At 41.6% G+C, this 13,419-nt stretch carries 10 protein-coding genes, 1 tRNA gene and 1 pseudogene; 2 read left to right on the top strand and 10 right to left on the bottom strand.

Features of this window, described 5'->3' with window-relative positions; all coding sequences use genetic code 11:
• The first annotated feature begins 52 nt into the window (after positions 1-52).
• Positions 53-125: transfer RNA gene (locus PSM36_RS09385), tRNA-Lys, on the top strand.
• Between the two features lie 86 nt (positions 126-211).
• Here the strand turns inward: PSM36_RS09385 and PSM36_RS09380 are convergent.
• The 7 genes from PSM36_RS09380 to PSM36_RS09345 form a co-directional block, all read right to left on the bottom strand.
• Positions 212-442: a hypothetical protein gene (locus tag PSM36_RS09380; protein WP_076930691.1), complete on the bottom strand. Its 231-nt coding sequence runs from the start codon at positions 440-442 to the stop codon at positions 212-214.
• 6 nt (positions 443-448) lie between these two features.
• Positions 449-1,675 carry a S8 family peptidase gene (locus tag PSM36_RS09375; protein ID WP_154670998.1) on the bottom strand — a complete coding sequence of 409 codons (1,227 nt, stop codon included), beginning with the start codon at positions 1,673-1,675 and terminating at the stop codon, positions 449-451.
• On the bottom strand, positions 1,639-2,259 hold the full coding sequence (locus tag PSM36_RS09370; protein ID WP_076930690.1) for a hypothetical protein: 621 nt from the start codon (positions 2,257-2,259) through the stop codon (positions 1,639-1,641). The genes PSM36_RS09375 and PSM36_RS09370 overlap by 37 nt, the downstream gene beginning before the upstream one ends.
• 387 nt (positions 2,260-2,646) lie before the next feature.
• Positions 2,647-2,751, bottom strand: a complete 105-nt coding sequence (locus PSM36_RS09360; protein ID WP_083710999.1) for a DUF3575 domain-containing protein — start codon at positions 2,749-2,751, stop codon at positions 2,647-2,649.
• 239 nt (positions 2,752-2,990) lie between these two features.
• Entirely contained in the window at positions 2,991-5,306 is a 2,316-nt protein-coding gene (locus tag PSM36_RS09355) for a hybrid sensor histidine kinase/response regulator transcription factor (protein WP_161947562.1), read from the bottom strand.
• A gap of 403 nt (positions 5,307-5,709) precedes the next feature.
• Entirely contained in the window at positions 5,710-6,096 is a 387-nt protein-coding gene (locus PSM36_RS17475) for a helix-turn-helix domain-containing protein (protein WP_161947561.1), read from the bottom strand.
• Positions 6,097-6,835: 739 nt separating this feature from the next.
• Positions 6,836-8,473, bottom strand: coding sequence for a tetratricopeptide repeat protein (locus PSM36_RS09345; RefSeq protein ID WP_161947560.1), 1,638 nt, complete (start codon positions 8,471-8,473; stop codon positions 6,836-6,838).
• Between the two features lie 461 nt (positions 8,474-8,934).
• Here PSM36_RS09345 and PSM36_RS09340 point away from each other — a divergent pair.
• A pseudogene (locus PSM36_RS09340) lies at positions 8,935-9,465 on the top strand (30S ribosomal protein S16); the annotation flags it as partial.
• A gap of 342 nt (positions 9,466-9,807) precedes the next feature.
• Here PSM36_RS09340 and pdxB read toward each other — a convergent pair.
• The 3 genes from pdxB to PSM36_RS09325 form a co-directional block, all read right to left on the bottom strand.
• Positions 9,808-10,920, bottom strand: a complete 1,113-nt coding sequence (gene pdxB / locus PSM36_RS09335) for a 4-phosphoerythronate dehydrogenase PdxB (RefSeq protein WP_076930684.1) — start codon at positions 10,918-10,920, stop codon at positions 9,808-9,810.
• 90 nt (positions 10,921-11,010) lie between these two features.
• Positions 11,011-12,489, bottom strand: a complete 1,479-nt coding sequence (gene gltA / locus PSM36_RS09330) for an NADPH-dependent glutamate synthase (RefSeq protein ID WP_076930683.1) — start codon at positions 12,487-12,489, stop codon at positions 11,011-11,013.
• Between the two features lie 110 nt (positions 12,490-12,599).
• Complete coding sequence (locus PSM36_RS09325) at positions 12,600-13,385, bottom strand: sulfide/dihydroorotate dehydrogenase-like FAD/NAD-binding protein (RefSeq protein WP_076930682.1); 786 nt, start codon at positions 13,383-13,385, stop codon at positions 12,600-12,602.
• Positions 13,386-13,419: the final 34 nt, after the last annotated feature.

The raw sequence follows: 13,419 nt of genomic DNA, 5'->3' as shown, positions 1-13,419 counted from the left end.
TTAAAATAAAGATTTTATCTTTGCACTCGCTTTTGCAAGAAAGCACTAGGTCGATTCGCTAGCTCAGCAGGTAGAGCACATCCCTTTTAAGGATGGGGTCCTGGGTTCGAGCCCCAGGCGGATCACAACCAAAAGGAAAAGCCCGCTATTTAGCGGGTTTTTTCTTTTTAAACCATTCAAGTTGTGTAATTACGGGAGCATTTTATATTCATTATTGGATCTCCGAATCGGGGGGAGGAATGCTTATTTGTTTGTCTTCTACCAGAGATGTCACTTCTTTGTAATTGCGTATTTTAGGGATGACTTCCTCCTCTGCTGCACCAATGATTACCCCGAACTCATAGAGATGGGTTATGATTAACCCTTCCCTATGAAGTTGTTCCGCTACAATGGTCAGCTTGTCTAAGTAGATCTCAGATATGGTAATTATGATCTGTCGCATATTCTTTTATTTAGGGGCTATGGAGAGTCCTACACCCACATCTTCGGGCGGTAAAGGGAGTGCTCGGGCATTTTTCCTCAATTCTTCTTCAATCATCGCAGGAGTTGCATCCGGATATTTCTCGAAGAAGAGGGCTGCAATTCCGGCTACATAAGGAGTAGCCATACTGGTGCCTGAGATGGTACGATATCTTGCAGGCATGGACCAGGAAGAGTAGACATTGACTCCCGGTGCAGCAATATCGACCAACCCCGAAGGGTTAATAGCGCGATTTGAGAAATCACCGACCTGGAGTTCCGAGTCTACTGCGGCTACGGCAAGGATAGACGGACAATCGGCAGGGCTTGACACTGGACTGAATAGACCTTTTGACCGTTGACTGTCGTTACCCGCTGCAGCCATAATGAGCGCTCCTTTAGATAGAGCGAACTGGGCAGCCCGTTCATAGGCTATATCGTAACTCTCGCCTTCCGATACGGGGGAGCCGAGGGACATGGATAATACCTTGCAACCATTATTGGCTGCCCAGGCCATGCCGTTCAGTATCCACGACTGGGCGCCGCTCCCCTGGTTGCTTAGAACTTTTCCCACATAGATATGTGCATCGCTCGCCACTCCGTAACGTGTTCCTTGTTCATTGACCGATCCGCATGCCGTACCGATGCAATGGGTACCATGTCCGTGGAGATCATCGACCGGCTCATCGGGAACAAACGAAGTGGTTGTGATCTCCCGTTCTTTAAAATCGGGATGAGTGGTGTCGAATCCGGTATCCAATACCGCTACCTTGACTGCTGCGCCTGTGTATGGCGAATGGAGCACTTTGGTAATGTCTATTCCCCAGGTTGCCCCGTTATTGATATCGTTATCTGCAGATACTTCATCCGGAATATATACCACTTTCTCTGGTACAACCATAAAACCACTTCCCGATAATTTCATCTGGACTACCTTATCTTCTTCCACACCGACCAGCGCAATGCCCAGCTCATTGAATACGAGGGCATCGGCATCTTTTAATAGATTTTCATTCGGCGGCATGGTAATAAAATCGGCAGTGGTGGCTACGGATAATCCCCATCTTTTTTCAAGCAGACGAATGGTTTCCAGTACCTCATTACTGTTTTTATCGAGGATCAGGAAATAGCGGCCGGTATAACGGGGGGTATTGGACGCGGCCGGGGCAATATTGTCTTTCAGGAAGGTTTGTCTTCCGAGTTTGGGTGGTTGCATAATTGTTCTTCTTTTTTCCGGACCTCTTCCTTCCATAGAGCGATCTCAGCCTTTTGTTTCCTGTTCTCCTCCATGATAGAGAATAGATTCGGGAGGTAAATTCTTGTGTAGGAATAACCGATAATAAATCCGGCAACGAAAGAGTAGATGATCAGTGCAATCAGAAGCGGTCTGGCTGAATCCACCTGTAACATCAAGTTACTGTTGTCAATAAGATAATCGGCCATACTTTGCAGGTACCCGGGTATCCTGCCCAATTGCGTAAGGGTAACCCCGATAATTATCTTGGTGAGCCAGTCCGACACATCTTCCAGGTTGGTATTCGGCATGTACTTTGTACTTCTGTCATAATCTTCGTGAGGGTTGTAGTTTTTGTTCAGTTTTGGAATGGCAAACAGAAAACCCAACAACCCGCCTAGCAACATGGAAGCAAAAGCAATGATAATCAGTAACCCAAAGAGATCCCAGTAGCTCTGCGATATATTGGCATAAGCAAAACAGGCGATCATACTGGGCAGGATCATTACAATGGGGAACAGGTGGATATAGTGTCCCGTTCCGGTTGAAGGTTTGCTTGTGTTCATGATTTTTCAGTATGATTATTTAATTTCACTTCGCCTCTTGCAGATCGTTACAGACATTAGGAAGAGACGATCCGTACCCTACACTGGTAGGTTCTGTTATCTAACCGCCGGCACATCTTATGCAGGTATTGTGCAGGCCAATCACGTTGCATTGCGACTGCAATATAATAAAAATATTTTGATTTGGACAAGATAAAAAAGAAAAAGGCGCCGATAGTAATATCGACGCCAATTGCTGTGATTAACAAATGTTTAGAAAGATCAAACTCTTCTTTATTTATTTTTATTTTTTCAGGATACTTTCCGTTTTTTCTGAAAAAAATCGGAAAGATCCTTTTATACATGGGTATTTATCATCAGTGAGGTAGGCATAACCCGCCCCAAGACTCAGTCGATGTTGTATTCACCTGCTAACGCATGAAGTCCGAAGAAGTGGCCGTTGAACGATTCACACGTCCAGTAGTGAAGTTCGGGTTGAAAGAATTTCTTCATATTGTTTTTTATTTTCAGCAAAATAATGGCATATTTTCGATATTTGTTTGTCTTTAAAATGCAATATTTATAATTCAGTAAGCTTTAACATTAGTTAAATTATAACTCAAAATGCAATACATCACTGTTATGTTATTGATTATTAATTAACTATTAGGTCAATTCTGATAGTGGAAAAAAGGAGATAGGACTGTCGTGGTCACTATAAAGTATTTCCTTGTGACATAGACATTTCCGGACTAATTTATAGAGTGGGGAAGACGTTGGAAAGAGGTGGGCGTCATTCCAAACTCTTTTTTGAACGATCGGGAGAAGTAAGCGAAATCATTAAAACCGCAGTTCATGGCAATTTCACCAATTGGTTTCTGGGATCTGGAGAGGAGTTGTGCGGCTTTATTCAATCTTACTTTCAAAATGTAGTTGGAGGTTGTCATCCCGGTAGCCGCTTTTATCTTACGGTTCAATTGAGAAGAGCTCAGGCAGATTTTATCGGATATTATTTCAATGATATTTTGCGTATTGTCAATTTCTTTATAGATCAAGTTGGTAATTTGTTTGAGGAACTCTACAGCAGTATTCTTTTTTACGATGTTGTGTTCTATGCCTTTTCCTGTGTTTATCGCGGTGAGCGCGTATTTACTCCACATCAACTTCCGTGCATCCAGTAGTTGATTGATCACCGCCAACAACTCCTCTTCAAAGACCGGCTTGGACAGAAATGCATCAGCTCCGCACCGGAATCCTTTTATACGATCTTCTTTAGAATCGCAAGCAGAGAGTAGGATAACCGGTATGTGTGCGATGGTATCCGAATTTTTAATCTCTCTACATAAATCATAGCCGTTCATACCGGGCATCGTGATGTTTGAAATAATAATATTGGGCATGGTTTCAGCTGCTTTTTGAGCGGCTCCCCTTCCGTTGTCTACTGTAACGATACAGTAGTTTTCCTGCAGGATAGAAAAGAGGTAAGAAGTCATATCTTTGTCATTTTCCACTATGAGTACCGTCGGGTTTTCTTTTGAAATGCAGCACTTTTCAATATTATTTTCGGGTTCCTTACTGTAAGTAATGGTATTGTGTGTGGTTAGAGAATATCCGTTTTCGCATGTTGTTATGTCGGATTTTATCCGTTTCTGCATGTTTGTTTCAGGTAACATGCTGTCTATCAATGAAAGGAGATCCTGTGACTGACGGACGAGTATATCCAGGTTTATTGAATTTTTGTGAAGATCATTTGTATCCAGATTATTTATAAGTCTCTGGGTTAATCCGGTAATAATGGTGACAGGTGTTTTTAACTTGTGTGCAATATTAGCGTAAAAATCCGATTTTATCTTTTCCTGGCAAGGATAAGCCTCAACCTTTTGTTTCTTTATTTGGAACAATTGGACTAGAATGATGATGAAACCGGTTAAAGCAATAAAAATCGATAGAGTACGGTGTGTAGCTTTTGTTTTATTTCTCCCAATATTTTCAAGTTGTGTTGCCAATAATATTTCCTCTGTCTCATTTGATTTTTTTTCATAAGCCAGTCTGTGTGTCATGATCCGGTTGATGTCCCGTCCACTTCGGAATGCTTTTGCATAGGAAACGCCCTTCTCGTAAGCTTCGAGGGCTGCAGCGTTATTACCCTGTTGCTTGTATAATTCTGATAGGAGCATGGAGGCTTTTTCCAGATAATTAGGTAATTTAAGTTCATCCGATATTTTTAATCCTTTATGTAGAAAGGTTTCGGCTTTCAGGTAGTCTCCTTTTCGGATGCAAATATTTCCGAATGAAATGCAACTGTTCAGCCAGTTTAATTTGTCCGATGTGTGTCGGAGAGAATTATATGCGCTTTCGATATATACCGAAGCACTTTCGTATTTACCTTGCAGCATATACAGGTTACCGATACGTTCAAAGCAGGAAGACATCCCCGATACGGAATTGGTTTCAATATACAGTTTCAGCGCCCGGTCGAAATATTGGTATGCTGAATCATACTCCATCCAGCTTTCGAAAGATGAGCCGATGTCTGCCAGATTCTTTGCTTGTCCCAAAATGCTATTGTTTTGTCTCTCTATTTGTAGCGATTTTTGTAAAAACAATAAGGCATCATCCGGTTGATTGATTCTTAAATAAATATTTCCCAATCCGTTTAGTGTTTTTGCTTTTTCCGATAGAATTTCTTTATTGTTGTTTTTTGGTAATTTATTTAGTAGCGATAGCGCCTTAAAATAATATTCAGACGATTCACCCAACATGCAAATAGCTTTATAATCATAAGCCAGTGTGTTTAGCGCCTCTATTTCCCGGATTGGGTCGCTGTACTCTTCTGCCGTGTTCAAGTAATATATATGGTATTGTATCGCTTTTAAATAAGTATAGCTATTCAGATAATATAAGCCCAGTTGACGATAGGTTTTCATCTCGGCATAACAGTCCCGGGAGGACTGTGCTAACGAAAGGTAATTAAAAAGGGCAATGGTATCGTTTGAAATCCTGTTTAGTAATGAGTCTATCGAATTATGATTTTTATCTACGAAAGAGTTATCTGGGGTTGATCCCATATTGTTCTTATTTCCCGGGCTACATGCAAGTAAAATAAGACAGGACACAAAAATAAACCATTTTTGTGAGTTCAAATCCATGATCTGTTTTTTCTGTTGCATAAGCATATGTGAAGAGTTCTTCGGTTATTTAATATTTTTCAATACCATATATTTAAAAAAAGACAGCATTCTTATATAAAACAGACATATATGGCAAAAAAATATATAGACAATTATATATTTTAATGTCTATCTGAAATACGCAATAAAATTGTCTGCTAAAGTAAAAAAAGAGAGCTCTTAATAGGTGGTAAAGACAGCAAAACTTTATTGCTGATTTTACCACAATTAAAAAATAGACGATTTCCTATTTTTTTTGATAAAAACAGACAATCGCCCTTCATTTAGATAATCGGGTTAATCACAGGTGTTTTTCTTTCCATTGTGAAGCTGTTATTCCTATATATCTTGCAAAGCATTTACTAAAATAACTTTTGTCAGTATACCCCACCTTTTCGCTTACCTCTTCAATAGTCATATTTTTATTGTTTGCCATCAATTTTTTTGCCTCCTCAATACGTAACTCGTTGATCCATTCATTGAAAGTTTTTTGTTTTGACCTGTTGATGTATTGCGACAGATATGACCTGTTGGTGGAGACCTGTGCCGCTACCTTAGTAATGGTAATTTTCGGATTTGTGAATAGCTTTTGTTGTTCCCATTTTCCTACTGCTTTTCCTATCTGGGAGAATGTGATCTCAGATGACTTTATCGGTTTTTCCTCCTCTTCCCTCAGTACTGGTACCATAATATTAAAAATATTTTTGTAATTGAGAAAGTGAACGGCATAACCAATATAAAAGAGAATGGCAAATATGTAAAACGGTATTATAATTTTCAGTGTGGTAAAGATGGCAATTATAACAGTTATGCCGGAAATTAGTATGAACAGATGGGAGGTTTGTATCCATTTCAGGCTGTCGGTTCCAATTCCGGTAAAATAATTGTCCACTCTTTTCCGGTATTTCCCGTAGTGGTTAAAGAATAATTGAGTAATGATGAGGAGGGAAATTACAAAGAATAATAACAGACTGTAAAAGATTATATTGACAATTTTTTCTTCCCAATTTAAAAGATTCGATAATATACTGAGGAGACCCAGGATAAATACCGGAATCAGCTGGTACATCAATAATTTGAATGATAAATACCTATAATTGATCAGGGTTAGACTTACATGTGTGAAGAGAAACAGTTGGAAAGAGAAAAAAATGAGGACGAATATCTTGAGAGAAAGAAGATCCAGCTTTTGTAATTTACCGGTTATTATAAACAAGCTGAAAGCCGTGAATAGTAAATAGATAAAAGCCATAATATATCTAGCTTTGTTGTAATTATGCAAGAACTTGCTATGTGGCGTTGCGCTGAAGGTAAATACCAAAGAGAGTACTAGTGTGGTCCAAAAACCCCCGGTAGCGAAGAAAATGTGAAAATTATCGATCATAGTCTTGCAAGTTTAAAGTATTCAAAATTCGCTGGCATGATATTTATGTCGTCTCTGATTCATCTTTTTGGATATTTTCATTATCGGGGATCTTTGTGTGCTGGATTTTTTCTTTGAATTGACGGGGTGTCATTCCTGTTTCCTTCCGAAAGGAATTAAAAAATACGGATTTAGTATTAAAACCAACTGAGAGCGCTAATTCGTTTATGGGATGATTATTCCTATGGTCATTTTTATTTTCGAAAATACTTATTGCTTCTTGAATCCGATACTTGTTGATAATTTCCGTGAATCTTAAACCTTGTGAGTTGATAGCTTTAGAGAGATAGCTGCGGTTCGTACCCATCTCCGAAGCAACCCTGCTTAAATCGAGATCGGGTTGCAGATATCTTTTACCGTCTTCTAACCAGGCTTTAAAATCATTGAAGAGGAAAGACTCTTTTGATTCGAGGGAGTAGTGCGGTTTTTTGTTTTTTACCCTTTTTCTCATATTGCTGATCAGGATAAATGTGATATTGACTACTATCAGGAAGACAAGAGCAGTATGAAATATGATCCGGTTTTTTCTTTTGACCCTCTGCAGTTGATTTATTTCACGGGCGGCCTTGTCCAGTTCTATTTGTTTTTCCGTGAAGTCTACAATTCCTTTTGCCGATAATTGGTGGTATTTATTCCCGCTGACTTGGGCTGAATCAAGAAAAACCTGCGCTTTCACCTGATCGGTTGGCAGAAAAGCAGTCGATAATTCGCTGTAGGCATCATGCTGTAAATTTTCCCATCTGTCATCTTTGATGGTCTCAATTGCCTGCATGGCATATTTTTTTGCTTCTTCGTACCTGTTGAGCTTATTGTAAACAGAAGCCAGGCCAATGAGGGCTATCGATTTTTGTCTTTCGGATCCGAAGAAATTATCATCTATCCGGATCACTTTTTCAAATGATCTGATGGCCATAAGATAATTTTCCTGCAAACTCTCAATCGTTCCCAAATAATTATAGATGGAGGCCTGCTTTTGCTGGTCATGGGTAAAGTCTGCGGTCTCCATGGCCAGTTTTGCGTAGTATTGCGCACTGTCTGTCTGCTGTAGATTCAGATAGGTTTTAATCCCCACAATATAGAGGTAGTAGAGCTCTTCGTTATCATCGTACTTCTTCAACGTTGTTTCTGCCTCTTTGATTTTTTTTGTGGCTTCATCGAATGAGCCCAATTCTGCATAAAAGCTTGCCAGGAACTTTTGGTTCACAGCCGCACTCTTCTCTAATCCGGCCTCACGGTAATGTTCTTCCGATTGGTGAAGTAAACCGATGGCATGCTCATAATTTTCGTAATAGTACATGATCCTTGCCATCACACGTTCAATCAGGGCATGGCATCTTATATCGTACACTTTACTTCCCACAAATGCAGAGGCTGTCTGAAAAGATTCCTGAAGCTGATTCAGGCGGAATTGGGTTAATGCCATGATACCATTATAGTAGTAGAGGTCACGGCCCTGTAACTCTTCAGGGCGGATACCCTGCAATATAATTTCGGCGCTGTCGGCTCTTCCGGATTCACTGAGTGCTCCAGCTTTGAAAATATCGCTCACATGCCGGATATTTTCCGACAGGTATTCCAGATCCTGGTCTTCTAAGTGTAACAGGCTGTCATTCTGATTCTCGATGAAAAAAAGGTCTATCATCTTTTCCAATCGAACCGGGTATTGGGTCTTTGATTGCCGGAGACAAGACTGGAAAAAAAACAACAAAAAGAACCACAGAAGAGGAATTCCTATTGCTTTTATATAGCAGGTGACAGACATATTTTGGTTGTTTAGTTAATTGTTTTTTGGTCTTGTCAAACAAATACACAACATACATATATGCTGTCAAATATAGGAAATTTTGTAAAAAGTTCCAAATAAATAATTCTTATTTTCATAATAATTAAATTAGTGAGAAAATAAATATATTAATATTTAAAATTTCTAAAATATTATTTGAAATAAGCTTTAATGTAGATGTTGTTTTGTGTAATTTAATGTAATTATTGTTTTTTTATATCTCTGTGCGAAACAGGAGGAAATCTATTTTGAGGATAAGAAATTAATCGTTATCTTTGCACCCGCAAATGCAAAAAATCAATTTTAAAAGAAACTACTAAATGGCAACAAAACTTCGTTTACAGAGAAGAGGACGTAAAAATTATCCCTTCTATCAGATTATTGTTGCAGATAGCAGAGCACCACGAGATGGAAAGTACATTGAGAGGATAGGTTCATACAATCCGAACACACATCCTGCTACGATCACTTTAGATTTCGAAAGAGCTTTGTATTGGCTGCAGACTGGGGCACAACCCACCGACACGGTACGTAATATCTTATCGGAAGAGGGTGTATTATTGAAAAAACATCTTCTTGGAGGTGTGAAAAAGGGCGCTTTTGATGAGGCGGAAGCTGAAAAAAGATTCGAAGCATGGAAAAATTCGAAATCGCAACTCACTCAGAAGATCAAAGATAAAGATGATGAGCAAAAGCGTGCTGAAGAAAAAGCTCGTCTGGATGCCGAAAAAGAGGTTAACAAGACCAGGGCGGAAGTTTTGGCTAAGAAAAAAGCCGAAGAAGAAGCTGCTAACGCTCCTGCTCCCGTAGAAGAGGAAGTTCCTGCTGCTGAAGAAACAGTTGAAGTTGCAGAACCGGCTGAATCAGCAGTTGAAGAAATTGTTGAGGCAAAGGTTGAAGAAGTCCCTGCAGAAGTGGAGGAAGCGCCTGTGAAGGAAGAAGTTCCTGCTGAAACTCCCGCCGCAACCGAAGAAACTCCTGCTAAAGAGGAAGCAGTTGCTGAAGTAAAGGAAGAACCGAAAGCCGAAGCTTCTGAAGAAGTTGCAGAGGAAAAACCTGAATAAATTAAACATACATTAAGGGAAAAAGACCTGGTGCATTTGCATCAGGTTTTTTTTTGAGTAAACCGTCCTTTACCCTCCATATTCTGTTAGTCATCGGATTGTCGGTCTAAGCAAAAATCCGCTTCATATTTACTTCTCGTTGAATCCCAGACTGAGTAGAATTTGTAAAATCTTATCATCTGCATGAAAAACCGTGTATGCTCGATATTCCCTCCGTAAAGGATAATTGGAGCGAAACCAGTAAAATTTCTCGGGAGAGGATTTCAGTGCGGTTGTTTCTTTCATCGGATTATAAGTATGCCAAACCGCATGTTGGAGCTGATGCCCTGAATCAATGCCCTGCAGGTTGATGATAGGGTTTAAGGGAGATGGTATCTCCTGATAGTGTATATTTTCTGCGCTTAAGTTGAAGAATTTATTGAGATTTTCAAGGCTCATCTTTGTGGCTGTCCACTTGCCGTCGGCACTATAACCTGCAATATGAGGTGTAGCGATATCTGCCAGTTGAAGTAATTCCCTGTCTATCTCCGGCTCATTTTCCCAACAGTCGATTACCACTCCGGCAATATTTCCATTATGAATTGCTCTCTTTAGGGCCTGATTATCTGCTACCCCTCCCCGGGCTGCATTGATAATAAAAGGTCTTTTTGTGGCTGATGACAGGAAACGGTCATCTGCCAAATGAAAGGTTTTATGTTTTCCGGTCTTTGTCAATGGCGTGTGGAAGGTAATGAAATCTGCTTCCCGTTGGATGGTTTCTATATCCGTGAAAAGCCCCGGACCTTCATTCTCTTCACGTGGTGGGTCGTTCAGCAACACCCGCATCCCGAGTTTATTGCAGGCAGCATCGACCTTGCTTCCTACATTCCCTACACCTACTATTCCAATAGTTTTTTTTGTCAGATCCAATTGATATTTATCGGCCAGATATAACAGGGAAGCGGTCACATATTGCTCAACCGAAGCAGCGTTACAGCCGGGTGCGGTACGCCAGGCAACTCCGTGGGCGTCACACCATGCCGTGTCGATATGGTCAAAGCCGATAGTGGCAGAACAGATCAGCTTTACATTGGTTCCCGTAAGGATCTCTTCTCCGAAATGGGTGACAGTACGCACAATAAGCGCATCTTTTTCCTTTATAGCCTCCCGGGTGAATTGATTTCCCGGAAGGTATTCCACTTCGCCGAACTGTTCGGCAACCCCTTTCAAGTAGGGTATATGTGCATCCGCAAGTATTTTCATAACTAATAACTAAAAACTAAAAGTGGAGAATTTTGACTCTTGAATCTGAATTGAAAATCGACGTAGTCAAATCCAGACAGAATTAACTAATCACTTTTCCACCTGGTCACCTTTCAAGTATTGATGCATTGCCTTGGCAGCCTTTCTCCCGTCACCCATGGCGAGAATAACAGTCGCTCCTCCGCGCACGATGTCACCGCCGGCAAAGATCATCTCGTCGGCAGTCTGCATTGTGTCGCTGTTGACAACGATGGTGCCCCAGGAAGTGACTTCCATCCCATCGAAGCTTTGCGGGATCAAAGGATTGGGAGAAACCCCCACACTCACAATCACCTCATCAACTTCCAGCCAGGTGGTGTCACCTTCAATCGCTACGGGACGGCGGCGTCCGGACTGGTCGGGCGCACCTAATTCCATCCGTTGTAACAACATCCTCTGTACGTGTCCCTGTTCATCCCCCTCGTAACGAATAGGGTTATGTAATGTATAGAATTCAATTCCTTCCTCTTTGGCATGCTTGATCTCTTCCACACGGGCAGGCATCTCTTCTTCGGAGCGACGATAGACAATCATTGCTCTCTCAGCTCCAAGTCGTCGTGCAGTACGGACGGCATCCATGGCGGTATTGCCGCCACCGACTACTGCTACTTTTTTTCCCTTATATACCGGGGTATCGCTATCGGGATCGGCTGCCTGCATAAGATTTACACGGGTAAGATACTCATTGCAGGACATAATACCAATCAGGTTTTCACCGGGAATATTCATAAAGTTGGGCAACCCGGCACCGCTACCTACGAAAATACCTTTGAACCCTTCGGCTTTGAGATCTTCTTGCGAGATAGTTTTGCCTACAATACAGTTGGTTACGAACTTCACCCCCATCTTTTTCAGGCCATCGATTTCGATATCCACTATCTCATTAGGCAGACGAAACTCGGGAATGCCGTAACGAAGTACACCTCCTAGCTCATGGAGGGCTTCAAATACGGTGACGTCGTATCCCAGCTTCACCATGTCACCTGCAAAAGCTAATCCTGCAGGGCCGGATCCCACTACGGCGATCTTGATGCCGTTAGTTGGAGCAGTCTCCGGTATGGAGATATTACCGCTCATACGTTCGTAATCGGCTGCAAATCGTTCCAGATGGCCTATGGCTACGGGTTCTTTCTTCAGCTTCAACGTATAGAAACACTGGCTTTCGCACTGCCGCTCCTGTGGGCATACACGGCCACAGACTGCCGGCAGGGCACTGGTTTCCTTCAATGTTTTGGCTGCCTCTAAGAATTCACCCCGCTCGATATTCTTGATGAACTTGGGGATATTGATCTCTACGGGACAACCGGTGATGCAGGTAGGATCCACGCAGTCGAGGCAACGATGTGATTCATTGGCGGCCAACTCTGGCGTCAACCCGAGGTTTACTTCGTCGTATGTACGACTACGCACGGCAGGATCTACTTCAGGCATCTTTACCCGTGGTATGGCAATACGATCTTTGTTTTTTATCGATTTGCGCAATGCCTCCCGCCACTCCTGTGCCCGTTCGGCTTTCAGATATTCACTCATATATTTTGTTATTCAAAAATTCAAGATTCAAGATTCAAAATTCAAAATCGTTGAATCATCAAATCTGTACATCAAAAAATCAATCTTCTCCACTCTCCACTTTTAACTTTTCACCTGTCATACGCCTTTAACCGCATCAGCATTTCGTTGAAATCCACCTGATGGGCATCGAATTCAGGCCCGTCCACACACACAAACCGGGTCTGTCCGCCCACTGTGACACGACATGCTCCACACATCCCGGTACCGTCAACCATAATAGTATTAAGTGATGCTACGGTAGGTACATCATACTTTTTTGTCAATTCTGACACAAATTTCATCATGATAGCAGGGCCAATGGTGACGCACATATCTACTTTCTCTCGCAGTATTACTTTCTCCACGCCGTTGGTAATCAATCCCTTCTCGCCATAAGACCCGTCGTCGGTCATGATTATCACTTCGTCGGAATGCTCTCGTACCTGCTCTTCGAGGATGATTAGTTCCTTTGTCCTCGCCCCGAGTACCGAAATCACTTTGTTTCCCGTTTCTTTCATGGCTTTCATGATGGGCAGCATCGGTGCGATACCCACACCTCCTCCCGCACATACGACCGTTCCGAAGTTCTCTATGTGGGTAGCCTTTCCCAATGGGCCTACTATATCGGTGATATAATCTCCTGTGTTGAGTTCACATACTTTTTGTGATGATTTCCCTACCTTTTGAATGACCAAGGTGATTGTCCCTTTTTTCAAATCAGCATCAGCAATGGTGTAAGGCACACGTTCCCCTTTCTTTCCCACGCGTACGATTACGAAGTGCCCTGCTCTGCGGCTTTTGGCGATAAGTGGAGCTTCCACCTCAAACTTTACCACTCTGTCGGATAAATACTCTTTCGAAACGATTTTGTTCATGTTGTGTTGGATTCAATAAATCGGAATACAAAAG

The sequence above is a fragment of the Proteiniphilum saccharofermentans genome, assembly GCF_900095135.1.
Taxonomy (GTDB): domain Bacteria; phylum Bacteroidota; class Bacteroidia; order Bacteroidales; family Dysgonomonadaceae; genus Proteiniphilum; species Proteiniphilum saccharofermentans.
Note: the sequence above shows the minus strand (reverse complement) of the source record. Positions and strands in the feature narration are given on the sequence as shown.

Coding starts and splice junctions, on each gene's coding strand:
- PSM36_RS09380 (WP_076930691.1), bottom strand. CDS start 442: ATGCGACAGATCATAATTACCATATCTGAGATCTACTTAGACAAGCTG.
- PSM36_RS09375 (WP_154670998.1), bottom strand. CDS start 1,675: ATGCAACCACCCAAACTCGGAAGACAAACCTTCCTGAAAGACAATATT.
- PSM36_RS09370 (WP_076930690.1), bottom strand. CDS start 2,259: ATGAACACAAGCAAACCTTCAACCGGAACGGGACACTATATCCACCTG.
- PSM36_RS09360 (WP_083710999.1), bottom strand. CDS start 2,751: ATGAAGAAATTCTTTCAACCCGAACTTCACTACTGGACGTGTGAATCG.
- PSM36_RS09355 (WP_161947562.1), bottom strand. CDS start 5,306: ATGGGATCAACCCCAGATAACTCTTTCGTAGATAAAAATCATAATTCG.
- PSM36_RS17475 (WP_161947561.1), bottom strand. CDS start 6,096: ATGGTACCAGTACTGAGGGAAGAGGAGGAAAAACCGATAAAGTCATCT.
- PSM36_RS09345 (WP_161947560.1), bottom strand. CDS start 8,473: ATGATAGACCTTTTTTTCATCGAGAATCAGAATGACAGCCTGTTACAC.
- pdxB (WP_076930684.1), bottom strand. CDS start 10,920: ATGAAAATACTTGCGGATGCACATATACCCTACTTGAAAGGGGTTGCC.
- gltA (WP_076930683.1), bottom strand. CDS start 12,489: ATGAGTGAATATCTGAAAGCCGAACGGGCACAGGAGTGGCGGGAGGCA.
- PSM36_RS09325 (WP_076930682.1), bottom strand. CDS start 13,385: ATGAACAAAATCGTTTCGAAAGAGTATTTATCCGACAGAGTGGTAAAG.